Annotated in this window: 24 protein-coding genes; 12 read left to right on the plus strand and 12 right to left on the minus strand. The window is 71.2% G+C overall.

Annotation, left to right across the window (positions count from 1 at the left end):
* Nucleotides 1–170 precede the first annotated feature (170 nt).
* Genes HNR07_RS07980 through HNR07_RS07990 form a run of 3 tightly spaced genes read left to right on the plus strand, consistent with a single transcriptional unit; the run spans nucleotide 171 to nucleotide 1,457 of the window.
* Nucleotides 171–422 (plus strand): helix-turn-helix domain-containing protein, encoded by a 252-nt coding sequence (locus HNR07_RS07980; protein ID WP_184363914.1) that lies wholly within the window; start codon nucleotides 171–173, stop codon nucleotides 420–422.
* Nucleotides 423–435: 13 nt separating this feature from the next.
* Nucleotides 436–1,002 carry a hypothetical protein gene (locus HNR07_RS07985; RefSeq protein ID WP_184363916.1) on the plus strand — a complete coding sequence of 189 codons (567 nt, stop codon included), beginning with the start codon at nucleotides 436–438 and terminating at the stop codon, nucleotides 1,000–1,002.
* Nucleotides 999–1,457 carry a hypothetical protein gene (locus HNR07_RS07990; protein ID WP_184363919.1) on the plus strand — a complete coding sequence of 153 codons (459 nt, stop codon included), beginning with the start codon at nucleotides 999–1,001 and terminating at the stop codon, nucleotides 1,455–1,457. The genes HNR07_RS07985 and HNR07_RS07990 overlap by 4 nt, the downstream gene beginning before the upstream one ends.
* A 130-nt stretch (nucleotides 1,458–1,587) precedes the next feature.
* Here HNR07_RS07990 and HNR07_RS07995 read toward each other — a convergent pair whose 3' ends face one another.
* The 3 genes from HNR07_RS07995 to amaB form a co-directional block, all read right to left on the minus strand.
* Entirely contained in the window at nucleotides 1,588–2,016 is a 429-nt protein-coding gene (locus HNR07_RS07995; RefSeq protein WP_184363922.1) for an organic hydroperoxide resistance protein, read from the minus strand.
* Nucleotides 2,017–2,092: 76 nt separating this feature from the next.
* Nucleotides 2,093–2,581: a MarR family winged helix-turn-helix transcriptional regulator gene (locus HNR07_RS08000; protein ID WP_184363925.1), complete on the minus strand. Its 489-nt coding sequence runs from the start codon at nucleotides 2,579–2,581 to the stop codon at nucleotides 2,093–2,095.
* A 181-nt stretch (nucleotides 2,582–2,762) separates the two neighbouring features.
* Nucleotides 2,763–4,310: an L-piperidine-6-carboxylate dehydrogenase gene (amaB, locus tag HNR07_RS08005; RefSeq protein ID WP_184363928.1), complete on the minus strand. Its 1,548-nt coding sequence runs from the start codon at nucleotides 4,308–4,310 to the stop codon at nucleotides 2,763–2,765.
* 453 nt (nucleotides 4,311–4,763) lie between these two features.
* On the opposite strand from amaB, the gene HNR07_RS08010 reads away from it, so the two are divergent.
* The 3 genes from HNR07_RS08010 to HNR07_RS08020 all read left to right on the plus strand — a co-directional run bounded on the left by HNR07_RS08010 (nucleotide 4,764) and on the right by HNR07_RS08020 (nucleotide 8,700).
* The gene (locus HNR07_RS08010) at nucleotides 4,764–5,873 is read left to right on the plus strand and encodes a pyroglutamyl peptidase (protein ID WP_184371692.1); all 1,110 of its coding nucleotides are present in this window, start codon (nucleotides 4,764–4,766) and stop codon (nucleotides 5,871–5,873) included.
* Between the two features lie 198 nt (nucleotides 5,874–6,071).
* Nucleotides 6,072–7,730 (plus strand): polysaccharide deacetylase family protein, encoded by a 1,659-nt coding sequence (locus HNR07_RS08015; protein ID WP_184363931.1) that lies wholly within the window; start codon nucleotides 6,072–6,074, stop codon nucleotides 7,728–7,730.
* 217 nt (nucleotides 7,731–7,947) lie between these two features.
* On the plus strand, nucleotides 7,948–8,700 hold the full coding sequence (locus tag HNR07_RS08020) for a polysaccharide deacetylase family protein (protein ID WP_184371695.1): 753 nt from the start codon (nucleotides 7,948–7,950) through the stop codon (nucleotides 8,698–8,700).
* A 39-nt stretch (nucleotides 8,701–8,739) separates the two neighbouring features.
* On the opposite strand, the gene HNR07_RS08025 is transcribed toward HNR07_RS08020, so the two are convergent.
* On the minus strand, nucleotides 8,740–10,149 hold the full coding sequence (locus tag HNR07_RS08025; RefSeq protein ID WP_184363934.1) for an aldehyde dehydrogenase family protein: 1,410 nt from the start codon (nucleotides 10,147–10,149) through the stop codon (nucleotides 8,740–8,742).
* Between the two features lie 59 nt (nucleotides 10,150–10,208).
* On the opposite strand from HNR07_RS08025, the gene HNR07_RS08030 reads away from it, so the two are divergent.
* The gene (locus HNR07_RS08030; RefSeq protein ID WP_184363937.1) at nucleotides 10,209–10,844 is read left to right on the plus strand and encodes a TetR/AcrR family transcriptional regulator; all 636 of its coding nucleotides are present in this window, start codon (nucleotides 10,209–10,211) and stop codon (nucleotides 10,842–10,844) included.
* 241 nt (nucleotides 10,845–11,085) lie between these two features.
* On the opposite strand, the gene HNR07_RS08035 is transcribed toward HNR07_RS08030, so the two are convergent.
* Nucleotides 11,086–11,880, minus strand: a complete 795-nt coding sequence (locus HNR07_RS08035) for an SDR family NAD(P)-dependent oxidoreductase (RefSeq protein WP_184363940.1) — start codon at nucleotides 11,878–11,880, stop codon at nucleotides 11,086–11,088.
* Between the two features lie 87 nt (nucleotides 11,881–11,967).
* Between HNR07_RS08035 and HNR07_RS08040 the strand changes: the two genes are divergently transcribed.
* From HNR07_RS08040 to HNR07_RS08055, 4 genes are all read left to right on the plus strand, one after another.
* Nucleotides 11,968–12,828 carry a helix-turn-helix transcriptional regulator gene (locus HNR07_RS08040; protein WP_184363943.1) on the plus strand — a complete coding sequence of 287 codons (861 nt, stop codon included), beginning with the start codon at nucleotides 11,968–11,970 and terminating at the stop codon, nucleotides 12,826–12,828.
* Nucleotides 12,829–12,935: 107 nt separating this feature from the next.
* The gene (locus HNR07_RS08045) at nucleotides 12,936–13,916 is read left to right on the plus strand and encodes an aldo/keto reductase (protein WP_184363947.1); all 981 of its coding nucleotides are present in this window, start codon (nucleotides 12,936–12,938) and stop codon (nucleotides 13,914–13,916) included.
* A gap of 171 nt (nucleotides 13,917–14,087) precedes the next feature.
* A complete protein-coding gene (locus tag HNR07_RS08050; RefSeq protein ID WP_184363950.1) occupies nucleotides 14,088–15,377 on the plus strand; it encodes a glutaminase in 1,290 nt (429 codons plus the stop codon).
* A gap of 231 nt (nucleotides 15,378–15,608) precedes the next feature.
* Nucleotides 15,609–16,790, plus strand: coding sequence for an Rv2578c family radical SAM protein (locus HNR07_RS08055; protein ID WP_184363953.1), 1,182 nt, complete (start codon nucleotides 15,609–15,611; stop codon nucleotides 16,788–16,790).
* On the opposite strand, the gene HNR07_RS08060 is transcribed toward HNR07_RS08055, so the two are convergent.
* The 7 genes from HNR07_RS08060 to HNR07_RS08090 all read right to left on the minus strand — a co-directional run bounded on the left by HNR07_RS08060 (nucleotide 16,735) and on the right by HNR07_RS08090 (nucleotide 24,185).
* On the minus strand, nucleotides 16,735–17,670 hold the full coding sequence (locus HNR07_RS08060; protein ID WP_184363955.1) for a sigma-70 family RNA polymerase sigma factor: 936 nt from the start codon (nucleotides 17,668–17,670) through the stop codon (nucleotides 16,735–16,737). The genes HNR07_RS08055 and HNR07_RS08060 overlap by 56 nt on opposite strands.
* A 10-nt stretch (nucleotides 17,671–17,680) precedes the next feature.
* A complete protein-coding gene (locus HNR07_RS08065) occupies nucleotides 17,681–18,862 on the minus strand; it encodes an NAD(P)/FAD-dependent oxidoreductase (RefSeq protein ID WP_184363958.1) in 1,182 nt (393 codons plus the stop codon).
* Between the two features lie 103 nt (nucleotides 18,863–18,965).
* Nucleotides 18,966–19,574: a DNA alkylation repair protein gene (locus tag HNR07_RS08070; protein ID WP_184371698.1), complete on the minus strand. Its 609-nt coding sequence runs from the start codon at nucleotides 19,572–19,574 to the stop codon at nucleotides 18,966–18,968.
* Entirely contained in the window at nucleotides 19,571–20,128 is a 558-nt protein-coding gene (locus HNR07_RS08075; RefSeq protein ID WP_184363961.1) for a dihydrofolate reductase family protein, read from the minus strand. The genes HNR07_RS08070 and HNR07_RS08075 overlap by 4 nt, the downstream gene beginning before the upstream one ends.
* 9 nt (nucleotides 20,129–20,137) lie before the next feature.
* Complete coding sequence (locus HNR07_RS08080) at nucleotides 20,138–21,541, minus strand: hypothetical protein (RefSeq protein WP_312893672.1); 1,404 nt, start codon at nucleotides 21,539–21,541, stop codon at nucleotides 20,138–20,140.
* 428 nt (nucleotides 21,542–21,969) lie between these two features.
* Nucleotides 21,970–22,944, minus strand: coding sequence for a mechanosensitive ion channel family protein (locus HNR07_RS08085; RefSeq protein WP_184363964.1), 975 nt, complete (start codon nucleotides 22,942–22,944; stop codon nucleotides 21,970–21,972).
* A gap of 503 nt (nucleotides 22,945–23,447) precedes the next feature.
* Complete coding sequence (locus tag HNR07_RS08090; protein WP_184363967.1) at nucleotides 23,448–24,185, minus strand: GbsR/MarR family transcriptional regulator; 738 nt, start codon at nucleotides 24,183–24,185, stop codon at nucleotides 23,448–23,450.
* Nucleotides 24,186–24,386: 201 nt separating this feature from the next.
* On the opposite strand from HNR07_RS08090, the gene HNR07_RS08095 reads away from it, so the two are divergent.
* Nucleotides 24,387–25,976, plus strand: coding sequence for an FAD-dependent oxidoreductase (locus tag HNR07_RS08095; RefSeq protein WP_184363970.1), 1,590 nt, complete (start codon nucleotides 24,387–24,389; stop codon nucleotides 25,974–25,976).
* The last annotated feature ends 98 nt before the right edge of the window (nucleotides 25,977–26,074 follow it).

Raw genomic sequence — 26,074 nt, forward strand, 5'->3', positions numbered from 1 at the left:
CTTGACCCCCTTTTCAAACGGCGCGAAGGCTCGCAGAGTATGAGGAAGTCAAGGGGCAGGGGGAACGGGAGGGCCCCAGGTCCCGATCCATGACATTCGGGCATAAGCAACATGTGGCCTGTGGAGCCCGACCCTGTACACCAGGCCACCCGGATTGCTAGGTTCTCACCATGACTGAGCCGCGGGAAATCCGCGTCATTGAGCAGAAAAAGCTCTTGGTCAGCGTCCGCAAGGCAGCACAAATACTCGACGTATCCGAACGCGTAGTCTACGACCTTTGCTACAGCGATGAACTCGAGTCCGTGAAGATCGGCCCCAAGAAATGGATTCGCCGAATCACATGCGAATCGCTGAACCTGTACGTCGAAAAAGCCGTGCGCGAATCACGAATCGGCCATGAGCCCGAAAAACCACACCGTTGAAAGGTGGTGTCCGGTGAACCCGACCCCCACGACAGACAGCTCCCCGGCCCCGACCCGGCTCGAACCCCTGCTGCCTGGCCCCCGCAGGCTCACCGCGAGCGCCCGCGACGTGGCCGAGCTGATCGAGGCCGATCCCAGCCTGTGGCCCGCCCTGACCACCTGCGTGGCCGACACCAACGGCCAGACCATCATCCACTACGCCGCCGCACACGGCCAGGGACAGGCGGCCTCGCTCTTCGGCCCCGACGGGGTGGTCTCGCGCTGGCGGGCGCTGATGAGCGACGCCTCCGAGTCCCGGCGCGAGCACGCCCGGGGCCGCGAACGCGTGGTCACCCTGCGCGGCCACCACTCGGGACATGCGCTCACCGTGCTGTTCACCGTCCTGACCGGCAACTCCGCCGAACCCGCACCCGCGACCGGGCCTTCCGTGGGTGAGCCGAACGCGGACCGGACCCCGCCCGCACGGGTTCCGGTGGGCGACGCGCTCGCACCCGCCCCCGACCCTGCGCATCCTGACCCGGTGCGCCCCGACTCCGTACCCGCTCCCGCCGCACCGACCGGCCCCAAGGAGCGACCGTGACCATCGCCTATGCCCACACCGCCGGACGGCTGCTGTACAGCGACGCCAACTCCGTCCCGTGGCCGCTCAACCACTTCGCCTACGTGCGGGCGTGCGCGGAGCGACTGCGCAAGGAGATCCGGTTCGAGCCCTCGGTCCGCTTCCCGCCCAGCCAGCTCCAGCTCAAGGACGCCCGGCGGGCCCTGGTACGGCTGGAACCCACTGAGGACAGCCCGGGGATACTGCTGTCCTGGGACGAACTGCGCGGCTGGTACCGGATGGAGGGGTCCACCCGCAGAGCCCTGGTGCTGGGGGCCGAACCACTGCTGTCCCCGGAGGCGTTCACCCTGGCCGTGACAGCGCTGCTCTCGGCGGGGACCCGGGAGCTGATCATGGTGGCCGAGCGCGACCGGGGCTCGGCCCATCCGGTGGACTCGCTCTTCGAGCGCCGCCTGGCGGCCTACCGTCGTCCGTGAGCCCGGGGGCGTACACGGGCCGCGGGGGCGGCACAAGAATCGGGGCCGGTCACAGAAGATGTGACCGGCCCCGACCCGTTGACCCTGAAGCTGGGAACTCCTCAGCTCTGGAGTCTGAACTCCGGGGACCCTAGGCGGTCTTGGTGGTCAGCTTGACCTCGATGTTGCCGCGGGTGGCGCGGGAGTAGGGGCACATCTGGTGGGCGGCCTCGACCAGCTTCTCGGCCTCGGCCTGCTCCAGGCCCGGGATGGTGACGGTCAGCTCGACCGCGATGTCCAGGCCCTCGTCGGACTTGCCCAGGCTGACCTGGGCGTCGATGGCGGAACCCTCGACGTTGGCCTTGGCCTGGCGGGAGACGTTCTTCAGGGCGCCGTGGAAGCAGGCGGCGTAGCCGACGGCGAAGAGCTGCTCGGGGTTGGTGCCCACGCCGTCGTCGCCGCCCAGGCCCTTGGGCACGGACAGGTCCACCGCGAGACGGTCGTCGTCGGTCTTGCCGAAGCCCTTGCGGCCCTCACCGGTGACGGTGGCGTTGGCGGTGTAGAGGACGTTGTAAGCCATGGAAGGTTCCCTCTCGTTCGGCCCGGCCGTGCGCCGGGCCCGTTGGATGTACTGCTTTGGCGTACTGGCTGGTGGTTCAGGTGTCGGTGTCGCAGGGGGCACGTGCTGCGCCCCGCCCCGTGGCCTGGCTGACCGCACGGGTGAGGTGGTCGAGCGTGCCCTGGAGTTCAGCGAGCCTGGCCGGCGGAAGGTCGGTGGCACGCAGGACCCGCTCGGGGATGCCCCCGGCCCGTTCGCGCAGCCGCACGCCCTCCTCGGTGATGCTGACGTGCACGATCCGCTCGTCCTGGGGGCCGCGCCTGCGGGTGAGCAGACCGGCGCCCTCCATCCGCCGCAGCAGCGGGGACAGGGTGCCCGAGTCCAGGCTCAGGGCCAGGCCGAGTTCCTTGACCGGCAGGGTCTCGCGCTCCCACAGCACGAGCATCACCAGGTACTGCGGGTAGGTCAGCTCCAGGTCGGCCAGAATCTCCCGGTAGAGCCCGGTCAGGGCCCGGGAGGCGGTGTAGAGCGAGAAGCACAGCTGCCGGTCCAGAGCGAGGGGGTCCCCCTCGTCGATGCCTGCCATGGTTCCTCCCCCGCTTCGCAGTCCCGGCCACCGTAGCAGAAATTCGATTGTGCACAACAGGGTTGGACACAACCGATTTGGGTGCACCGCTCACCACCGGGGACCGCACAGGGAAACGGGCCCGGGGAATAACACCCCGGGCCCGTGTCAGACCGAGAAGCTCAGGCCCGACAGCCCGAACTCACAGGAAGCGCACACCCTGCGCCAACGGCAGCTCCCCGCCATAGTTCACCGTGTTGGTGGCCCGGCGCATGTACGCCTTCCACGAATCCGAACCCGACTCACGACCGCCGCCGGTGTCCTTCTCCCCGCCGAACGCACCACCGATCTCGGCTCCCGAGGTACCGATGTTGACGTTGACGATCCCGCAGTCGGACCCGGCCGCGGACAGGAACCGCTCCGCCTCGGCCTGGTCCTGGGTGAAGATCGCCGAAGAGAGCCCCTGCGGGACCCCGTTGTGCAGCTCCACCGCCTCCTCCAGGGTGCGGTAGGTGAGCACGTACAGGATCGGCGCGAAGGTCTCCTGGCGCACGATCTCGCCCTGGCCGGGCATGCGCACCACGGCCGGCTCGACGTAGTAGGCGTCACCGGCGTCCTTCTCCAACCGCCGGTCCCCGCCCACCAGCACCTGGCCGCCCTCTGCCTCGGCCCGTTCCAGCGCCTCGCGCATGGCCGTGTACCCGCGCTCCCCCACCAGCGGACCCACCAGCGTGGACTCCTCATAGGGGTCGCCGATCCGCTCGCGCAGCTGCTTGTAGCCGTCCACCACGCGCTCGACCACCTGGTCCACCACGTCCTCGTGCACGATCAGCCGCCGCAGCGTCGTACAGCGCTGCCCGGCCGTGCCCGCCGCGGAGAACACGCTGCCGCGCACCACCAGGTCCAGATCGGCCGACGGCGCCACCACCGCGGCGTTGTTACCACCCAGCTCCAGCAGGTAGCGACCCATCCGGGCAGCCACCTTGGGCGCCACGGCCCTACCCATCGCCGTGGAGCCGGTCGCCGAGAGCAGCGCGATGCGCTCGTCCTCCACCAACACCTCACCGACCTCGGCACCTCCCAGGACCACCCGGTGGATGTCCGAGGGCGCCCCCACGTCGGCGGCCGCGCGCATCAGCAGGCCGTGGCAGCCCAGCGCGGTCAACGAGGTCAGCTCAGAAGGCTTCCACACCACGGTGTTGCCGCACACCAGCGCCACACAGGTGTTCCACGACCACACGGCCACGGGGAAGTTGAACGCGGTGATGACCCCGACCACGCCCAGCGGGTGCCAGGTCTCCATCAGCCGGTGGCCGGGCCGCTCCGAAGGCATGGTCTTCCCGTAGAGCTGGCGCGAAAGCCCGACGGCGAAGTCGCAGATGTCGATCATCTCCTGGACCTCGCCCAGGGCCTCGGAGCGGATCTTGCCCGCCTCGATGGTGACCAGCTCGGCCAGGTCGGCCTTGTGCTCGCGCAGCAGCTCACCGAGCCGGTGGACGAGCTGCCCCCGTACCGGGGCGGGGGTGTCCCGCCAGACGGAGGTGAAGGAGTCCCGCGCCGCGGCCACCGCGCGCTCGGCGGAGCCAGGGGTGTCGAACTCGACGGGGAACAGGGTCTGTCCGGTGATCGGCGAACGGGCCGCGCCGGGTGCCCCGACAGATTCGGGCAGGCGGGTCACGCCGCACCGCTCCAGAGCGGTCCGCGCGCGGTCGGCGAGGACCTCGGTGTCGGGGAGGGCACCATTGTGCATGTGTGTTCTCTCTCCGTTGAGAGGGGGAGACGGTCACCTCACACCTTGCCAACTCCAGGACCCCCGGTCCACCCCCAACGTCCAGTTCCGGTGCGCGGCGCGGCTGGAACGTGCCAGGCCGGCTGTGACAGGCGTGCCGCCAGGGCCGGCACACGGTCCTCCAGGGCCTGGCCCGGGGGGCCGACCACAGTCCGCTCAGCCCGGTGGCCAGCACCATGATCGTGGTGGCGATCTCGCGTGGGGTGCGCGCGGCGCCGCCCCGATGGCGATGTGGCGCGAACCGGAAGGCGCCACCCCCTCCTGAGCGGCGGCGTCCCCAGGACGCGACGGCGCACACCCGAGTGCGCGCCGTCAGCCCCGGGACGGGCAGGCCCGCTCCCGCACCGGAGTGTCACCAGTGGACGTTAGACTCGCGTGGCCCGCTCCCCCGTCCCCGACCCAGACAGCTGGCCCGTGCACCACGACACCACCCTCGAAGAGCGCCGCGCCGACCGCCCCGAGCCCCGCCGGATTCTGGCGCGCTCCGGCTTCGGCGCCGCCGACCCCCTGTTCGCCGCAGACCTGCGCGCGAGCACCGACCTGACCCAGGCCCGGGAGGTGGTCGCCTCCCACGCCTCCCGCCTGTGGACCGAGTCCACCCGCACCGGGTCCGACCCCGTCGACGACCGGCCCCTGTACTGGGCCCGGCTGGTGCTCCGTTCCCGGCTGCGCGCCTGGGAGCCCTCCTTCCCGCTCTCGGAGCAAGGGCACGCCGAGCTCCTGCACCTGTTCGAGACCGCCTCCCGGGGCATCACCGACCTGGACTTCCCCCCGGGCGATCGGTGGCTGCGCGTGGTGGTCACCGGGTTCGACCCCTTCCACCTGGACACCGACCCGGAGTGCTCCAACCCCTCGGGGGCGGCCGCGCTGGACCTGCACGGGTGGACCTTCCCCGTGGGTGAGCGCACCGCGGTGGTGCGCGCCGCGGTCTTCCCGGTGCGCTGGAGCGACTTCGACGCCGGACTGGTGGAGGAGGCCCTGGCCGACCAGTACGGGGTGGCCGACGCGGTCATCACACTCAGCCGCGGCCGCCCCGACCGCTTCGACCTGGAGGTCTGGAACGGGGTGTGGCGAGGCGGCGGCGCGGACAACCTGGACGTGTCGCGGACCGGACGCGCCCCGATTCCGGGCGAGCACGCCCCGGAGTGGACGCGTTCGTCCCTGCCCGCACAGCGGATCGTGGAGGCGGTGGCCGGACGGCACCGGATCGTGGCCAACACCGAGGTGACCGAGGTGCCCGCCGAGGGCGAGGCCCCGGTGACACGCCCGCAGGGGCCCAGTGAGGGTTCCCTGGCCCGGCGCGGGGGCGGCGGCGACTACCTGTCCAACGAGATCGCCTACCGCAACACCCTGCTGCGGGACCGGGCCGGGGCCAAGGCGGCGGCCGGACACGTCCACCTGCCCAAGACCTCGCGCCCGGCCGAACACGCCGACACCCTGGCGCAGACCCGCGCCATCGTGGCCACGGTGGCCGCCGAGGGCCCCGAGGCGACGGCGGAGCCCGAGGAGTCCGAGGAGTCGTGAGCGCACGGTGCGGCACTGAGCTCCCCGTACCCTGGTGAGCCCTCCGCCCCGCCCCGAGTGCGGCGGTGACACGCCCGAGCCCGAGAGGAGGCGACAAAATTCGCCTTCTGGCCACCAGAGGGCAATTTGTCACTCTCTGCTTATGTATCGTCGCCCTAAGGTTTCCTGTCGGATACCCCTCTCCGATATGGTCCCCAGGTGGCTGACACCTCTCTGCGACGAAAACTCACTCTCAGTGCTGCCCTGGGCCTACTACTGGTACCCGGCTGTCACACCGTCGAACAGAACCTGCCCTACGCCGAGACGATCCAGTTCTCACCGGACGCCCTGGAAGGCCTGGCCACCCGCACGGTGTCGGTCCAGGCCGACCACAGCACCGTGAGCTACCGCTACCCGGTCCTGGGCGAGTCCCATCCGCTGACCACCGAGGTCCGCACCCGGATGGCCGAACACCAGACCGCCTTCCTGGAGGGTCTGCCCGACAGCGGAAAGCCCGAACTCGCCCAGGACGTGGAGATCCTGGCCGCCTCCGAGCACGTGCTCGGCGCCCGGATCACCGCGACCACCTCGGGGGTACGCGACGCCGGAACCGAGTCCTCGACGCTCTGGTACGACACCGCCAGCCAGGAGATCCTGCCCTGGACCGCTCTCTTCCAGGACGAGGAGTCCCTGGAGGTCGCGCACCTGGCCGTGGCCGACGTCCTCCAGGACGGCTACCGGATCTCCGCCGAACAGCTACCCGGGCTCGTTGGCGAGATCGCCGTGCGCGCCGAGGCCGACCCGGACTCGGTCTCCGCCGCCGCCTCCGAACCGGCCCAGGACACAGAAGACGCAGAGGGCACAGCAGAGGGCACAGAGGAACCCGAGGGCACCGAAGGGCCCGACAGCCCGGCCGCTTCCCGTGCGCCCGCGGCCCCCGAGGAAGGCAAGGACGAGGCCGCTCCCCTGGTCGGCGACGCCGACCTGGGCGACCCTGAGCAGGCCTGGGAGGCCGCCGAACGCTGGTCCGCCTCCCCCCTGGCCGACCTGGCCTTCAGCACCGCGGGCGGGCTGGCCGTACGCATGGACCCCGCCGTGGTGCCCAGCGCGGGCCGGATCAGCGAGATCCTGCTGCCGGTGGAGCCCGAGACCGCCGAGGAAGTCCTCTCCGAACTGGGTTACCAGGCACGCAGCGCGGCCGTGACCGCCAACGCCGATCCAGAGGACTTCCCCTTCGACGGCACCCTGACCGCCGAGGGCACCACCCTGGACTGCCAACGCCTCAAATGCGTGGCGCTGACCTTCGACGACGGCCCCGGTGAGCACACCGAGGAACTTCTGGACCACATGGCCGAGTACGAGGCCAAGGGCACCTTCTACGTCCTGGGCTCCCTGGTCGCCGAGTTCCCCGAAATCGTGGGACGCACCCACGCCGAAGGCCACGAGATGGGCAACCACACCTGGAAACACGACGACCTGACCACCCTGTCCGCCGACGGGGTCGCCAAGGACCTGGAACGCACCGACAAGGCGATCGAGAAGGTCACCGGCGAGCTCCCGGCCACCCTGCGCCCGCCCTACGGGGCACTGAACGGCACCGTGCGCAGCGCCACCCCGCACCCGATCATCCTGTGGGACGTGGACACCATGGACTGGCAGAGCCGCGATACCGCCGCCGTCGCCAAACACGCGCTGGAGGAGACCGTCCCCGGAAGCGTCGTGCTCTTCCACGACATCCACAAGAGCAGCGTCGACGCCATCCCCGACGTCCTGGACGGGTTGCACCGGGATGGCTACCACTTCGTGACCGTCAGCGACATCTTCGGGCTGGACGGCATGGATCCGGGCGAGGTCCACACGGACGCGCGGCCCAACTGACCCGCCCGACCACCGAAAGCACACCAAGCGCAAAGAGGCCCCGGTCGCCGCTCAGGCGACCGGGGCGCGCCGATGGCCCCTCATAGCAGAGGTTCCCGCGTTCCATTCCCCGCCCGGCACAAAGAGTCCTTGCTCACTTCCCTGCTCTGAGCTGGCCTTACCTTTGCCCTTCACGGCATCTTCACATACATTTCGACGCGTGAACGTTACCTCTTTGATGCGCAAAGCCACCGTCGGGACGACCGGAAGCCTGCTGCTCGCCTCGGGCCTGGTCCTGAGCGCCTCCGTCCCCGCGGCCGCCGCACCCACCGCCCCCGCGGACCGGATCTTCAGGGGCGAGGACTCCTCGGACCGGGCCCCTGACTGCACCGAGGCCAAGTGCGTGGCGCTGACCTTCGACGACGGCCCCGGCGAGTACACCGACGAGCTCCTGGACGTCCTGGACGAACACGACGCCAAGGCCACCTTCTACGTCCTGGGCTCCAAGATCGGCAAGTTCGAGGACACGGTCGAGCGCATGGCCGAGGACGGCCACGAGGTCGGCAACCACACCTGGGACCACGAGGACCTGGCCACGCTCTCCGCCGACCAGATCAAGGACGACCTCGAGCGCACCGACCGCGCCATCGCCGACGTCACCGGCGAGAAGCCCGCCACCATGCGCCCGCCCTACGGCTCGCTCAGCGACACCGCCCGCGAGGCCATCCACCACCCCATCCTGCTCTGGGACGTGGACACCCTGGACTGGCAGCACCGCGACAGCGACAAGATCCTTGACATCACCCTGGACGAGACCGACCAGGGCAGTGTGGTGCTCTTCCACGACATCCACGAAAGCAGCGTCGACGCCATCCCCGACGTCCTGGACGAGCTCGCCGACCAGGACTACGAGTTCGTGACCGTCACCGACCTGTTCGAGGACGACCTCGAGCCGGGCACCGCCTACAGCGACGCCCGGCCCAAGCAGTGATCCGGACCGAATAGCGGCCCGGATCAAGAGCGTCCCGAATCAGAGCATCTTGCGCAGGATGCGCTCCTTGACCTGGCTGATCGGGGCGTAGGCCACCCGCATGGTGTCCATCAGCAACGACTTGTCGAGCACCGACTTGGTGTGCGAGAACGTGTCGATGGAGGCCGCCGAGTGGTAGGCGCCCATCCCGCTCTCCCCCACCCCGCCGAAGGGCAGGTCGGGCACGGCCAGGTGGGCGATGGGCAGACCGAAGCCCAGACCGCCCGAGGAGGTCTCGGTGGTCAGGCGGCGCTTGGTGACGTCGGAGTTGGTGAAGCCGTACAGCGCCAGCGGCTTGTCGCGCTCGTTGACGAAGCGGATCGCCGAGTCCAGGTCGGGTACCCGCACGACCGGCAGGATCGGCCCGAAGATCTCCTCGGCCATCACCGGGGTGTCCGCCCCGACGTTCCCCAGCACCGTGGGCGCGATGTACAGGTCCTCGCGGTTGGTCCGCCCGCCCGCGACCACGTCACCGCTCTCCAATAGCGCGCTGAGCCGGTCGAAGTGGCGCTCGTTGACGATGCGCCCGTAGTCGGGGCTCCGCGCCGGGTCGGAGCCGAACATCTCGGTGATCGCCGCGGCCAACTCCTTCTGGAGCTCCTCGGCCGTGTCCCCGATGGCCAGCACGTAGTCGGGGGCCACACAGGTCTGCCCCGCGTTGGTGAACTTGCCCCAAGCCAGCCTGCGGGCCGTGGTGGCCAGGTCCACGCCGGGCTCGACCACGGCCGGGCTCTTTCCGCCCAGCTCCAGGGTGAGGGGGGTCAGGTGCTTGACCGCCGCCGCCATCACGATGCGGGCCACCGCCGAGTTGCCGGTGTAGAAGATGTGGTCGAAGCGCTCCTCCAGCAGCGCGGTGCTCTCGGTGACGCCGCCCTCGACGACCGCGACCGCCTCGCTGTCCAGGTAGCGCGGGATCAGGTCGGCCAACGCCCCTGAGGTGGCCGGAGACAGCTCGGAGGGTTTGACGACGGCCGCGTTGCCCGCGGCGATCGCACCGACCAGCGGGGACAGGGCCAGGTTGACCGGATAGTTCCACGGGCTGACGATCAGCACCGTACCCAGGGGCTCGCGCACCCGTCGGGCCCTGGCCGGGGCCAGCGCCATCGGCACCGACACCCGCTGGGGGCGCAGCCACGAGGACAGGTGCTTGAGCGTGTGGTCGATCTCGTTGACCACGAAACCGATCTCGGTGGTGTGCGCCTCCACCGGGGGCTTGCCCAGGTCTGCCTTGAGGGCCTTCTCCAGGGTGGCGCGCTCCTCGGTGAGCAGCCGCCGAAGGGCGCGCAGCTGGGCGCGGCGCCAGGCGACCGGCTTGGTGCGGCCGCTGGCGAAGGCGCCGCGCAGTCTGGCGACGATCGGGGGGATCTCGGTGGTCAGCGTCAGGGGCTCGGGGGTCTCGGTGTTAGCCATGCCACAAGACTAAACGAAAACGTTTCGTTTCCAATAGTCGGCTGGCATAAGATCTCACCATGACGACGGACCATCTGCCGGAGACGTCCGCGGAAGCCGCCCCACGGGGCCGCCCCCGCGACGCCAACCGGGACCGCGCGCTGATGGACGCCACCCTCGCCGAACTGCGACTACACGGCTACAGCGGGCTCACCACCGCCGCCGTCGCACGCCGGGCCGGGGTCTCCACCGCCACCCTGTACCGCCGCTGGCGCTCCAAGGAGGACCTGGTGGTCGGCGCCGCCCAGGCCTGGGCCGAGAACCTGGGCCCCGACATCGACCACCAAGACCTGCGCTGCGACCTGGGCGCGCTGCTCCAGGACAAGGCCGCCGCCCTGGAGGGCCCCTCCGGCCAGCTCCTACGCGCCGTACTCGGCGAGGCCGCCCACAACCGCGCCCTGGCCGACGTCCTCTTCGACGCCTTCGTCATCCCCCTCCAGGAACGGGTCTTCGCCCTGTTGGAGCGGGCCGTGGCCCGCCAGGAGATCCCCCCGGTGGAGGACCCGCTGGTGGTGGCCGAGATGGTCATCGGCCCGATGGTCAGCCACACCTTCCTGATCCCGCCGGGCCAGGACGACGGCGCCAGCCCCGGCACCGACATCGCCGACCGCCTCCTGCCCTACCTGCTGCGCGCCCTGGGCGCGGCCTCGGACTGAGTCCGAGAACCGGCCCAAGGGGTTGCCCTGACCGGGGTCTGCGGTAGTCGTCGGGATCTCCCGTGGTGTAGGTCTTCCCGTCGTTTCCGAACCAGCACCTTGACGATGTAGATTCGATCATGGCCCGCAAGGATGGCCCGGGGGCCGCCTCGCCTCACGTACGGGACGGCCCCGAGCCCTCTTCCGTCTGCCTCCTCCAGCTTGCGGCCGCGCTCCCCCGCCGAGCTCTTCGGCGAGGGGCTCAGGCGCCCATCCCCCCGTCCACCTTGAGCACCGCCCCCGTCACGTAGGAAGCCCGGTCGCTGAGCAGCCAAGCGGCCGCCTCCGCCACCTCCTCCGGCCGGGCGGCCCTGCGCAGCGGAGTCGAGGCGTTCAGGTGGTCGAGCACCCCCGGCACGGCTTCCTCCCAGCCCAGGACCATGTCGGTCAGCGTGGTGCCCGGGGCGATGGCGTTGACCCGGATGCCCTCGGGGCCGTAGTTGAGGGCGGCCGACTCGGTGAGGCTGTTGAGCGCCCGCTTCATCGCCGCGTAGGCGGGCAGCGTCGGGTTGCCGCCCAGACTGCCCACACTGGAGGTGTTGACGATCGCCCCGGTCCCGCCGGTCGCGCGGATCGCGGCGACCTCGGCGGACAGCGCCAGCCAGCTTCCCCTGAGGTTGACGGTGTAGACGCGGTCCAGGTCGTCCTCGCTGACCTGGTCCACCGCGCCGGGCGCGATCGCGGTCGCCCCGTTGTTGAAGGCGACGTCCAGGCGCCCGTGCAGCTCCACCACGTGGTCGACGGCGGCGCGCACGCTGTCGCCGTCGGCGAGGTCGCTCACCACGTGGTCGGCGACTCCCCCTCCGTCGCGGATCTCCCTGACCACGCCCTCCAACTGTTCCCCGGTGCGGGCCGTGAGCACCACCTTGGCGCCCTCCCTGGCGAAGAGCCGCGCCGCGGCGGCCCCGATGCCGCGCCCGGCACCGGTGACGAGGGCGACCTTGTCGGCCAGCAGGCCGGCGGATGTGTGGGTGCGGGTGTTCTCCGTGTTGTCCATGACGGCAAGCCTGCTGGGAGCCTCCGCCGCTATCCAGGCACTGGCTGTACCTGGCTCGGCCCTCGGTTACCCGCGCATACTGGGCGGGTGGACACCCGAGAGCTGGCCTCCTTCCTGCGCAGCAGACGCGAACGCATCGCCCCCTCCGACGTCGGGCTGCCCCGGGGCAAGCGCCGCCGTACCCCCGGGCTGCGCCGCGAGGAGGTGGCGCAGCTGGCGTACATCTCCACCGAGTACTACACCCGGCTGGAGCAGAACCGCGCCCCGCGCCCCTCCCGCGAGGTGCTGGGCGGTCTGGCCCGTGCCCTGCGGCTGACCGACGCCGAACGCGACCACCTCCACCGGCTCGCCGGCAGCCCGCCGGAACCGCCGCCGGGCCCCTCCCGCGAAGTGCGCGAGAGCGTGCTGCGCCTGATCCACCGGCTCCCGCAGGCGGCGGCGATCGTGCTGTCGGCCACCTACGAGGTCCTGGCATGGAACGATCTGGCCGCCGCCCTGCTGGAGGACTTCTCCGCACGCCCGCGGCGCGAACGCAACCTCATCCGCCGGGCCTTCCTCGGCCCGCACCCGGGTGGACGGCGCCTGCACGGCCTCTCGGACGCCGAGACCTTCGCCCGCGGTGCCGCCCAGCATCTGCGCGCTGCCGCGGCCCGCTACCCGGGCGCCCCCGAGATCACCGCGCTGGTGCGGGAGCTGCGCACGGGCAGCGAGGAGTTCGCACTGCTGTGGGACTCGCACGACGTCACCTCGGCCGCCTCCGAACCCGGCCTGCGCAAGACCATCGACAACCCCGTGGTCGGCCCGGTCACCGTCAACTGCGACGTCCTGGACATCACCGACCTGGACCAACGGGTGGTCGTCTACACCGCCTCCCCGGGTTCCCCGGCCGAGGAGGCGCTGAGGCTGCTGTCCGTGGTGGGCACGCAGCGCATGGACACGTCCTGCTGAGACCGGGGAGGCCGATTCGGTTCGGGGGTTGACCTGGAGCGCGCTCCATCTCCCAGACTCCTGTGCCGAGGGACCGTGCGTAGCGGCCCCCGGACGGAGGGACCCCCATGCGTTACCGCACCATCGGAACCGACCCCGCCACCCGGCGCGAGGTGAGCGTGCTCGCGCTGGGCGCCATGCTGATGGGCTGGCGCACCGACGAGAGGACGTCGTTCGCCCTCCTGGACCGGTACGTGGAGGCGGGCGGGACGTTCATCGACACCTCCAACAACTACGGCACCGACGGCGGCTGGAACGGCGAGAGCGAGATCCTGCTCGGCCGCTGGCTGCGCAGTCGGGGCGTGGGCGAGGAGGTCACCGTCGCCACCAAGCTCGGGGCGCGCCCGGCCTCCCCGGGCACCACCTACGTGGACAACCGCGAGGGGCTCTCCGCCAAGGTCATCGCCGAGTCCACCGAACGCAGCCGGGAGCGGCTGGGCCGGGACCGGATCGACCTGATGTACGCCCACATCGAGGACCCCGACGGTGCCGTCCAGGAGACCGTGGAGGCCTTCGGCGAGCAGGTCCGCGACGGATCCATCGGGCTGCTCGGGGTGAGCAACCACCCGTCCTGGCGGGTGGAGCGCGCCCTCCGGCTCGCCGCCGCCTCGGGCCTGCCCGGCTACGAGGTGCTCCAGTACCAGCACAGCTACCTGCGCCCGCGCACCGACATGGGCGACGCGGTCTGCCCGGACGGCAACATCGGCGGTGCCAACACGGACATCCTGACCTACGTGCGCCACAACGAGGGGCTGGTGCTGGTGGCGTACACCCCGCTGCTGAGCGGCGCCTACGTCCGCGAGGACAAGCCGATGTCCCCCGACTACGACCACCCGGGCACCCGGGCCCGCCTGAAGGCGCTCCGGGAGGTCGCCGGGGAGACCGGGGCGACCCCCAACCAGGTGGTCCTGGCCTGGCAGCTGGGCCACGACCTGCCGATCGTCCCGCTGGCGGGCGTGTCCTCGCTGGCGCAACTGGAGGAGAACCTGGCCGCCGTCGACCTGGAACTGAGCCCGGAACAGCGTGTGCGTCTGGACGCGGCCCGCTGATCCGCCCGGGGCCGGGGCCGGCACGAGCCCGCCCCGGCCCGGCGGCTCATACCGAAGGCCGCCCCGCGGCCCGCAGCCGGACCACGACGGGGTTTCACCAGGTCCTCGAACAGGGGAGAACCGTGGAGGCGACACCTTTGACGGCACCGACCCGAAGGCGGGGAACCCTTGTTGCGCTCACCGATCCTGGACTACCTCGACGCCATCGTCGAGCAGACCGGGCACATCGACTCCGGTGCCCCGGCCGACTACATCCCGGAGCTGGCGGCCGCCGACCCGAACCGGGTGGCGGTGGCGCTGTGCACGGTCAACGGAACCGTGTACGCGGTCGGGGACGCCGACCACGAGTTCAGTATCCAGTCGATGTCCAAGCCCTTCGCCTACGCGCTGGCCATCGAGGACCACGGCCTGGACTACGTGCTGGAGCGGGTCGGCGTGGAACCCAGCGGCGAGGCCTTCAACGAGCTGTCCCTGGATCCGGAGACCGGCAGACCGCGCAACCCGATGATCAACGCGGGGGCGATCGCCACGCACGCGCTCGTCCGGCGGGACGAGCGACCCGCGGTGGAGCGGATACTGGCACTGTTCTCCGACCTGGCGCAGCGGCCGGTGGAGATCGATGAGGGGCTGGCCGCCTCCGAACTCGCGACCGGGGACCGCAACCTCGGTATCGCCTACCTGCTGCACGCCTCCCGCCGACTGGCCGGGGAGCCCTCGGCGTCCGTGGAGGGCTACATCCGCCAGTGCTCGGCCAACGTCACGGTGCGCGACCTCGCGTTGATGGCCTCGACCCTGGCCAACGGGGGTGTGCAGCCCAACACCGGCAGACGACTGTTCAGCAGGCGGACCACCCGGCAGGTGTTGAGCGTGATGGCCTCCTGCGGCATGTACGACGCGGCCGGGGACTGGTTCACCAGCGTGGGCATCCCGGCCAAGAGCGGGGTGGCCGGCGGCATCATCGGCGTCCTGCCCGGCCAGGTGGGGGTGGCGGTGTTCTCCCCGCGCCTGGACGGTCACGGCAACAGCGCGCGCGGGGTGGCGATGATGGAACGGCTCTCGGAGGACATGGGCCTGCACCTGATGGAGGCCGGCCGCCCGGCCCGCTCGTCCCTGCGCGAGGTCCGCAAGGAGGTCTTGGAGGGCGAACCGGCCACGGTCTACGTCCTCCAGGGCGACATGGTGCTGAGCAGCATCGAGGCGCTGGTGCACGAACTGGTCGGGAACCAGCCCTCCACCGGCCTCGTGGTGTTCGACATGAGCCGGGTCGCCGAGGTTCTACCGGTGGCGCGCCGCACGTCGTCGGCGATGGCCGCCAAGCTCATCGACGCCGGGCACCGGATCATCCTGGTCGACCCGGAGGAGACCGTGCCCGAGTTCCAGGACAGCCGGGGGCGTGCGGTGGAGCGCTGGAGTACCGAGCGCCTCGAACGGGGACTGCTGCGCGACCCCGGCGAGCGGTAGAGGGCGCACCGACTGCTGCGCCGGGGCGGATCGGAGCGGCAACACCGGCAGCCCCCGAGCGGGTGGACGCCGGTTCCGGGCCCGCCGCACCCGCCCGCGGTGGCTGCTCGCCCGCGGACAACGCCCCCGGGCGGGCGCCGGGCCCACGACGCGGGCCGGGGCCCGCACCCGGGAGCTCCTGTCCACAGGGCACAGTGGACAGGAATTCGAAACTATGTTCGAATTGCTTTCATGCGCTGGGAGAACCTCCGAGAGGGCACCGGGAACGCCGGGGCCGGGAACACCATGCAGCAGGCACTCTTCGAACCCGCCGCCGCACCGGCACCGCCACGCGGTACCGGGCGGGCGGGGGTGCGCACAGCCGGTCCCGGGCCGGTGCGGGCGGGCGAGAACGGCGAACCCGTCGCGGTCGAGGTCCGGGCCCGGTCCATCATCAACCGCGTCCAAGGGGACTCCCCCCTGTTCCGCTGGACCGTCAACCCCTACCGGGGCTGCTCGCACGCCTGCGTGTACTGCTTCGCCCGACGCACCCACGAGTACCTCGACCTGGACAGCGGACGCGATTTCGACACCCGCATCCTGGTCAAGGTCAACGCCGGTGAGCGGCTGCGCGCCGAACTCGCCCGCCCCTCCTGGCGCGGCGAGCACATCGCGATGGGAACCAACACCGACCCCTACCAAAGGGCCGAGGGCCGCTACCGGCTGATGCCGCAGATCATCGCGGCCCTGCGCGAGGCCGCCAACCCGTTCTCGATCCTCACCAAGGGCACCCTCGTGCTACGCGACCTCGATCTGCTCGAACAGGCCGCCCGGGTGACCGAGGTCGGCATGGCGGTCTCGGTGGGTTCCGTGGATCCGGCCGTGTGGCGCACGGTGGAGCCGGGCGCCCCGAGCCCGCGCGCCCGTCTGGACGTGGTCCGCCGCCTGGCCGAGCGCGGCATCGGGTGTTCGGTGCTGATGGCGCCGATCCTGCCCGGACTGACCGACTCGGCCGAGCAGATCGAGGAGACCGTCGCGGCCGTCGCCGAGGCCGGGGCCACCCGCCTCACCCCGGTCGTGCTGCACCTTCGCCCGGGTGCCCGCGAGTGGTACCGCGCCTGGCTGACGCGTGAACACCCGCGCTTGGTGCCCCTGTACCGCGAGCTGTACGGCAGGGGTTCGTACGCCCCCGAGTCCTACCAGCGGATCGTCACCACGGCGGTGCGCGAGATCGCAGCCCGGTACGGTCTCGGCAGAAGCGGTTCGGCGCGCCGACCGCAACAGGGAGGTGAATCCGGGACCGGGGGGAGCGCGCAGGCCGACACGGAGGCCGAGCAGCTCTCCCTCCAGCTCCCGGAATCCGCAGTCAACCGCCCGGTCACCAGGACTCGACGAGGGGGTCATCGTGCTCACCGCGCCGCCAGGCCTCGGTGAACCGTTCGAGCCGCTCCGGTGAGGCGGTACCGATCACGTCCGTGGCCCTGCCGCCACGGACCTCAAGGACCACCAAGCCCAGGACCCGGTCCCCCATCACGGCGACCATGGCGGGGGCACCGTTGACCACGGCGGCGTGGAGCGACGGAGAGCCGCCGACGATCCTGCGCTTGGCCGGGGTGGGTTTGAACCCGGCCCGCAACATCACGGCGACCTTCTGCGCCCCCGAACGCCGCTGCACCTTCCCGGACAGCCCCGCGCCGTCACTGGCCGCGGACACGTCGTCTGTCAGCAGCTCCACCAACCGTCCGGTGCTCCCCGAGGAAGCGGCGGCGATGAACGCCTCCACCACCCGGCGGGCGGCGACACGGTCGATCTCCCCGGCCTTTCGTTCGTCCGCGACCCTGCGCCGGGCCCGGTGCAGGTGCTGCTGGCTGGCGGACTCACTGATGTCGAGGATCTCGGCGACCTCACCGTGCGTGTACGAGAAGGCTTCCCGCAGCACGTAGACGGCCCGCTCCACCGGGGAAAGGCGTTCCATCAGCAGCAGCACCGCCAGGGTCACCGACTCGCGCTGTTCGACCGTGTCGGCGGGGCCCAGCATCGGGTCCCCCTCCAGCAGCGGTTCCGGCAGCCAGTCCCCGACCGCCCTCTCACGCTGTGCCCGGGCCGATTTCAGCCGGTCCAGGGCCAGGTTGGTGACCACCTTGGTCAGCCAGGCCTCGGGGACCTCGATCAGGGCGCGGTCGGCGGCCTGCCAGCGCAGGAACGCGTCCTGCACGGTGTCCTCCGCGTCCGTGGCCGACCCGAGCAGGCGGTACGCCAACGAGGCCATCCGGTCCCGGTTGGCCTCGAAGCGCTCCACGGTGGCGGTGTCCATGAGTGACACGCTAGTCGGCGACCACCTTCCCGACGCGGCCGGACACGGCCACCGCACGGCGTTTACGCGCGGGCAGCCCGTAGGTGGGGTTGGCGGTGTTCCAGGCAACGTTCTTGAGCACGGCCGCCTTGAACACGGTGGCCGTCCAGCCGCGCACGGACCAGGTCTTGGACCTGGCCTGGCCGTCGACCACCTGGAAGAGCGCGTCCCTGCCGCCGAGGCTGACGCAGTTGCCCGGGTAGAAGAGCGGTGCCTTGGAGACCTTGCGGCCGGTCAGGTCCCCGATGATGGCGGCGGTGACCTGCATCCTGGTCAGGTTGGCGGTGGCGCAGGACATGGGCAGCGGCCGACCGTTGTCCCCGACGGCGTGGGCGCTGTCCCCGGCGGCGTAGACCCGCGGGTGGGAGACCGAGCGCATCATGCGGTCCACGGTGATCTGGCCGTTGCGTTCGACCTTCAGGCCGCTGGCGGCCGCGATGGGGTGGGTGGCGAATCCGGCCGCCCACACGACGACGTCCGCGTCGAGGACCTCGCCGCCCGCGGCGACGGCCCCACCCTCCTCGACCCGCTCGATCAGGGCGTGCTCGTGCAGCTCGACCCCCAGCCGGTCGAAGGCCTTCAGCAGGTGCGCTCGGGCCTTCTTCCCGAACCAGCCGCCCGCCTCACCGCTGGTCGCGAGCGATACCCGCAGCCCGGGGCGGGACTCGGCGATCTCGGTGGCGGCCTCGATCCCGGTCAGGTTGCCGCCGACCACCAGTACCCTCCCCTGCCCGCCCAGCTCGTCCAGGCGCTGCTTCAACCGCTCGGCCGCCGGTCGTTCCGCCAGGTGGAAGGCGTGCTCGCTCACCCCCGGCACTCCCCCGCTCGCCGCGGTGCTGCCCAGCGTGTACAGCAGGGTGTCGTACCCGAGCTCCTCTCCGCCCTCCAGGGCGACGGTCCTGCGCTCGGCGTCGACCGCGGCGACCCGGGCGACCTTCAACCGGATCCCGGTGCCCGCGAACATCTCGGCCAGTCCGAGCCCGCGGAGCTCCCGCCCCGCCGCCAGCTGGTGCAGCCGCATCCGCTCGACGAAGTCGGCTTCGGCGTTGACCACGGTGATCTCGAAGTCGCCGGGGTGCAGATGACGAGCGAGGTATCCGGCCGAGGCGGCTCCGGCGTAGCCGGCCCCGAGGACGATGATGCGGTGACGCATGTTCTTGCTCCTGTCCGTTCGAGTACCCCTTGAACGAGACAGCCTCCGCGTCCCTGACAGCCTTCAAGTGTGACCTGAGTCACCCTGAAACCATCCATCGCCTTTACGACGTAGACTTTCTCCGCGCCATCTCCCTGATCCAGATCGGCGCGAACGGCGAGGTGCAGCCCGGCGGGGTCGGGTAGTCCTTCAGGACCTCCAACCGCTCCCCGATGTCCAACGCCCTCTCCCGGTACCCGGCGTGCTCGATCCCGATCTGCGCCAGGCACTCGTTCATCGCCCACCGCAGGCGCTCCGGAGCGTCCTTCATCCGCGCTTCGACCGTGTCGAGCAGCCCCGGCAGGTCCAGGCCCTCCGGGCTCCTCACCACCCGCTCGGCGGTGAGCGCCCACCCGGCACTCGCCACCACCGGATCCGGGTCGTCGAACCAGGCCAGCCGGAGCTCCTCGGCGTGCGGGCCCTTCTGCACCACGTAGTTGACCAGCCAGTCGTGCACCTTGCGAGAACGCGCCCGCCGCAGCATCGCGTCGATCTCGTCCCGCCCGTACTCCTCGGGGCGGCTGATCAGAATCGCCAGCAGCCGCGCGGCGCTCTCACCCGTCGCCCAGAGCTCCCGCGCCAGGGCCTGCTGCTTCCTGAGCCGCTTGACCACCGCCCGCAGCCTGGTCAGGTTGACGCCGTGGTCAACGCCGACAGAGCTGCTCCGAGTCAGTCAGCGCGCCGGTAGTGCACGGCGACCGCGCCGCTGCGCAGCGGCCTCGCCGAGACCAGTTCGAGCCGTCGCGTGCCGGGCAGACCGCCCTCGTACAGGGTCGGGCCGTGGCCCGCGATCCTGGGATGAATCAGGAACCGGTACTCGTCGATCAGGTCCAGCCGGTCCAGCTCGGTCGCGAGCCCGCCGCTGCCGAGGAGCACCCCGTCCGGGGTCGCGTCCTTGAGCCGCTGTACGCCCGTGCGCAGGTCGCCCGCGATGTGATGGCTGTTGGCCCACGGGAAGTCCGTACGCGTCGAGGACACCACGTACTTCGGCTTCGCCTCCAGCTTGACCGCCCACTCGCGCATCGCCGGGGGCGCCTCCTCCTCACCGCGGGCGACCGCGGGCCAGTAGCCCTCCATCAACTCGTAGGTGGCGCGGCCCCACAGCATCGCCCCGCCCTCGTCCATGAGGCGGGTGAAGAAGGCGTGTGACTCATCGTCGGCGATCCCCTCCCGATGGTCGACGCAGCCGTCCAGGGTGACGTTGAGGCTGAAGGTCAGGAGTCCCATGCGGCGAACCTAACCGATGGGGTCCCACCGTGTGCCGCACATTCGGGCCCTCTCCAACTGCTCGCGTGCCCGGTCGGCCCAAGCGCGGGCTCTGGGCCTCAGCCCCGGCCCGGAGGAAACCCGCCGACCGTTCCCCGGGACCGGCTCGAAGCCGTGGGCACGCCCGGCCCCGCCCAGGGAGTCATGCATCCGCCCCAGCAGCTCCGGGTCCAGGACGACCTCCTCTTGCGGGGAGAGGTCCGCGGCCCTCGGTGTCGGCGCGTCGTCGGGCAGGTCAGCGGCGCCCGGCGCGGGTTCGTGCATGAGCTCGCCGGGGACCGAGCGGCAGCGTCGACCGCAGATCGCGCAGTCGCCACCCGGGAGGTTGCGCACGGTCAGGTGTTCGGGGCAGGTACCGCTGGCTTTCCCCTGGCTGTCCACCGGGAACTGCTCCGGCCGGGCGAACGGGTCGCCGTCCTCCCCCGGCACGGGCCACGACGGCGTGGGCGGGTTCGATCCGTGGAGGCCTCGGCCCAGCGAGCCGTTCAGGTAGTCGCTCGCGGCCTCCATGTGGCGCAGCCGCCACATCAGCGCCGGGAAGGGTCGGCGCAGCCGCTCCAGCCCCGAGAGCAGCGCCCGCACGTCGGCCTCGCTCAGCCCCTGGCGCAGGAGCCTGTCCACGGCCTGCGCCAACCGTTCCCGGTCCGCCACTGGGTCGGCCAGACATTTGTTGGGAATTCGATCAATTATACCGAAGAGTCCGTTCCGTGGCTTTTGTTGGGTTTGTTCTCCTGTACCTGAGGTGCCACGGACGGAACCATCCACCTCGGCATCAGAAAGGTCCCCAGGGAAACAGTCTGTGGGTCGATTTGAGCTGGGGGTGGGTTCAGCCTGAGCTGGGGTCGGGCGGCGCGTCAGGGGCGGCCGGTTGTGCGCGGTGAGCGGCTCCTCGCCCAGCTGCGCGCGGCAGGCGTTGATCTCTTCGAGTACCAACTCGGGGTAGTCCTCGGCCGGGACGAGGAGCTCCATCACGCACGGCAGCCGATAGGGGGAACGGCCGCGTTTGATGTCCTCGGCGAAGAACTCGATGACCTCCGAACGCGTGAGCTTGCGAACGATACCCGCCTCGGCCAGGTCGTCGATGGCGCGCTTGAGGCTGCTGACACTCAGCGTTCCGCTGGAGCGCTGGACCAGGTTCTCCAGGAAGAAGAAACACCACCGGCCGTCGGCGTCGACCGCGTTGGCGATGGCCGTCAACGCAGCCAGCGAGCGCAGCGTGGGCAGCCGACCCTGGCTGAAGATCCGCACGACCCAGACGGGGAGGATGAACCCGATCCCCTTGAGCGCACCCCGGGGGCGCTTGCGGGGTGGAGAGAACCCGGACGGATTCGGAGTTTCGGATGTGCTGGAGGGGTGCGTGAGGGTAGACTCCACGACGAGTCGCCTTCCTGCTGGTGTCAGGGAGTGGCTCAGTCGACAAACCTGTTTGCGCAGGCGTCGGCCACAACCCGACCGGGTGTTAGCGCACCGGGTCGGGTTTTTTCTTGTCGCGATCCAACCTAGCGAGCCGAACAGGAGTTCGCGGGGCTTTCTCACAAATCCGCACACGCGAGAGAAACGAAGAACAACCCGCACACCCAAAAGCGAAACTCGCCCTTTTTCAACCCTTTGCGTGAGAGCTTCCCCTCCGCACAAGAACAGCCCTCCCACTTCTGGGCTGGAGGGCCTTCGTGTGCCGTACCCGAACAGCATTCCCGCGCACACTCCGGGGTCGCCCGCACGAGTGACCAGGCACCCGTACGGGCGACCCCGCTGACGCGTCACCGTCCGGTGGCGCCCCGATCGGGGCGCGAGCGGATCCGTCAGGCGGCGCTGCCGTCGCCCGACCGCATCCAGACGGTGCGCTGGGGGAACGGGATCTCGATCCCCGCGGCGTCGAGGGCGATCTTGACCCGGCGGCGCAGCTCACGGGTCACACCCCACTGCTCCAGGGGAACGGTCTTGGCGGCCAGGCGCACGACGACGCCGTCCGCGTCCAGGGACTGCACACCCCAGACGGCCGGGTCCTCCAGGAAGAACTTCCCGAACTCGGGGTCCTCGCGCAGCTCCCGGCCGGTCCGCTCCAGGACGGCGTAGACCTTCTCCAGGTCGGACTCGTAGGCCACCGAGACGTCGAGGACGGCGCGGGCCCAGCCCTGGCTGTCGTTGCGCACCCGCTGGATCTCACCGTTGCGGATGTGCCACAGGCCACCGTTGATGTCACGCACCTGGGTCAGGCGCAGACCGACGTTCTCGACCTCGCCGACCGCCTCACCGAGGTCGACGACGTCACCGACGCCGTACTGGTCCTCGGCCATGATGAGCAGGCCGGACAGGTAGTCGGCGACCAGGCTCTGGGCACCGAAGCCGATCGCCAGACCGACCACGCCCGCGCTGGCCAGCAGCGGGCCCAGGGCGATACCGACCTCACCGAGCACCATCGCCAGGGCCGTCACCACGATGACGATGGTCGCGAAGCTGCTGAGCACCGAGCCGAGGGTCTTGGCGCGCTGCTGGCGCCGCTCGTCGGCCCGCGCCGGATCCCGTTGCAGGACCGCGGGGCCCCGCGCGGGGCGGCGCTGCCCGTTCCGGCCCTCTCCGGGCTGCAGGACGCGTTCCAGGAGGCGGGAGATGGCGCGTCTGGCCAGGGCTCGCACGACCAGCGCGACGACGATGATCAACAGGATCCGCAAGGGGACACCGATCAGCACGTCGAGGTTGCTCTGAACCCATGCGGGCAGGGCGGTGGCCTGGTCGACGACTTCGCTGTTCACCAGGTCGAGCTCGGCGGGTGTCACGGAAAATACTCCACTGTGTCGGAGGGATACGAGCGACGATCGACGTAGAACGTACTTGCGCGTCTCCGCACTGGTCAAAGGCTGTGGGACTGCTCTCCGCTCCACCACCGTCCCGCCGAGGAGGAGACGCCTGTGCGCGGGGAGCGGGACTCCCCCCACTGGCGCGGCGTCATGCGCCCGCAGCGGTGGGACCGCCCGGCGTTCACCCGTGAAAAACCACGACCCCCGCACCTCCCCGAAGTACGGGGGTTGGGAGGACCGCTCGAACCCGCCAGTGGGCCGGGGTCCCGATGGGCGTCTCGTACCGGACCATCCCCGCTAGGACCCGCAGGCGCGCCGTTGCGACCGCGTCGCGGTTCGGATGTACGCCAACCCCTGATCTGGCCGGCGCGCGGGCGCACAGCCCGCTGAGCGGGCCCGCCCCCTTCCGGAGCGACGAAGCTCGGGTGCCCGGGCTCTGGACGCCGTCGATGACGGACCGGCCCACAACCCGGACGACGTCCTCAGGAGCCAGGTCCCGGTCGGGCGCGGCGCCAGCGTTCGCGCACCTGGACGATGGTGCCGCGCACGATACGCATGAAGTGCGCGAGTTCGGCCATCCGCGCCCCGGCCGGGGTTCGCGGACCCAGCAGGTGCGCGCCGCGGCGCGCCCCGTCCTCCCAGGGGGCGAACAGTTCCTCGCGGCGGGCGAAGGTCTGCACCCAGTCCCCGCTGAACCGATAGAGGTCCCGCCGCTGGCCCGGCGGGCGTTCCCGCCGCACCAGGGAGAAGGCCTCAAGGAAGCGCACCGCCTTGGAGATCGCGCCGGGGCTCGCCGAGAGCCTGTCGCAGAGCTCGCGTGCACCCAGGGCCCCGGTGTCCGTGACCAGCAGGTGCGCGAGGACGCGGGCGGGCATGCGCGGTGTACCCGCGAGCATGATCACGCTGGCGAAGTCCTCGGCGAAGTCGCGCACGGCCCCGGGGCCGAGGCCGGGGCCGCTCTCCGCGGGCTGTGGCGCGGGACGCGGTGCGGCGTGCGCTCGCCCCGGGGTGGCGGAGCGGCCCCGGCGGGCGCGCTGGTCTGTGGCCTGTTGGGCGCGCTCGGGCGCGTAACCCGAGCGCCCGCCGTTGCGCGCCACCTCCCGGGTCACGGTGGAGGTCGGTCGCCGTAGTTGCCGGGCGATGGCGGCACAGCTCTGGCGGGCGCGGAGCCCGTCCGCGATGCGTGCGCGCTCCCCCGCGGTCAGCCGTGCGCCGGGCATGGGTCCCCTCCTCGAGCATGAGTTGCAATGAGCGCGGATACTACACCATTTTCATTGCAACACCCTGTCGGACTGATCCCAGGAGTCATCCCGGTTTTTCCCGACTACTGAGACGTCGTGCTCGGATTCTGTTTCGCGCAGCTCGGGGGCCGGGCCGCCAGAGTATTCACGTTTCAGGAAAACATGTCTAGCGTTCCGGGTATGACAGCTGACAGCCGAGAGCCCCACACCGTCCCCGTCGCGATCATCGGAGCGGGCCCGGTCGGCCTGAGCCTGGCCCTGGGCCTGGCCCGCCACGGGGTGCGTTCGGTGCTGCTGGAACGCCAGCGGACGACCAGCGAGCGTTCCAAGGCCCCGGCCCTGCACCTGCGCACCCGCGAGATCCTGCGGCAGTGGGGTGTGGAGCACACCCTGCGTGAGGCCGGGACCCTCCTGGAGCGGATGCCGGTGTACACCGCCGCCGGGCGGCGCCTGCTGGAATTCGACTTCACCCGCCTGTCGGGGGAGGCGCAGCGGCCCGGGATCCTCTTCCTGGAACAGGGCAGGACCGAGCAGCTGCTCCTGGAGGCGCTGCGGGCCACCGGCTACTGCGACGTCCGGTTCGGTGCCGAGGCCACCGGTGTGGAACACGGGCCGCGGCACACGGCCGTCACCTACTCGCAGGGAGCCACGGAGCACGTGCTTCGCGCAGGATTCCTGGTGGGCTGTGACGGGGCGCGGAGCACGGTCCGATCCGCCCTGGGGCTCCCCTTCGACGGGGCCGCGCTGCCGGTCCGGGCCACCCTCGCCGACGTTCGGGTCACGGACGAACGCGACGCCCTGCCCTGGCCGCGCAACCACAACGGGGCGCGGGGCATCACCGGAGCACAGCGCCTGGCCCCCGGGCACTGGCGCCTGGTCAGGGTGGAACCGACGGGGCGGGCTCCCGGCGGTCCTGCGGCACGGGACGAGGAGGTCACCGCTCAGGAGGTGGACGCCTGGGTGGGCGAGGTGCTGGGACCGGGCCCCGCCCCGGTGATCTGGGCCAGTCGTTTCCAGTTCCAGCGGCGTTCCAGCCCGCGCTTCCGTGTGGGACGGGTCATGCTCGCCGGGGACGCGGCCCACGTCTTCCCGCCCGTGATGGGCCAGGGCATGAACGCCGGTGTCCAGGACGCGCACAACCTCGCCTGGAAGCTCGACGCGGCGCTGGACGGCGGCGACGTCGAGGCACTGCTCGCCTCCTACGACGAGGAACGCCGCCACGCTGTCGGTACCGTGTCCCGCTATGTCGAACGCCGGGCCCGTCTGGGGGTCCAGGCGCCCCGTGCGGTGCGCTCCGCGGCCATGGCCGTGATGCGGACCGCGATGGCGGTGCCCGCCCTGCGCGACCGCGGCCTGCGCGGTCTCGCCATGCTCGACCGCGGCTACCGCGCCTCACCGCTGTTGGACCCGGCCGACCGCGCCGCGGGGGTCCGGCTGCCCGACCCCGAGCTGCGCGATCCACAGGGCGGGCCCGTCCGGCTGCACGACGCACTGCCCGCCGGGGCCGCACTGCTGCGGCTCGGTACGCGGCAGTCGGCGGCCGCGCGGACAGTGGGGCTCCCGGAGTCCGAGGGGGTGCGGGTCCTGCACGTGGGCCCGGGCGGCCACAGTGATCCCGCGGGGGCACTGCGCACCCTGCTCGGTGCCGCCGAGGGCTGGATCCTGGTCCGCCCGGACCGCCACGTGGCCTGGGCCCGTACCTCCTCCCAGGGCCTGGTCCCCTCCCTGCGTCGGGCCCTGGGGCGTCCTGGAGGAGACGGGTCGCGGTAGCCGGCCGCTCCTCCGGTGTGCGCGGGTGCCCCCGCCCCGCCCCCGGGACGGAACAATCCCCTGGCCCTGGTGGCAGAGGAGCCCGTCCCGGGGCCGGT

The sequence above is a fragment of the Nocardiopsis metallicus genome (genome assembly GCF_014201115.1).
Classification (GTDB): domain Bacteria; phylum Actinomycetota; class Actinomycetes; order Streptosporangiales; family Streptosporangiaceae; genus Nocardiopsis; species Nocardiopsis metallicus.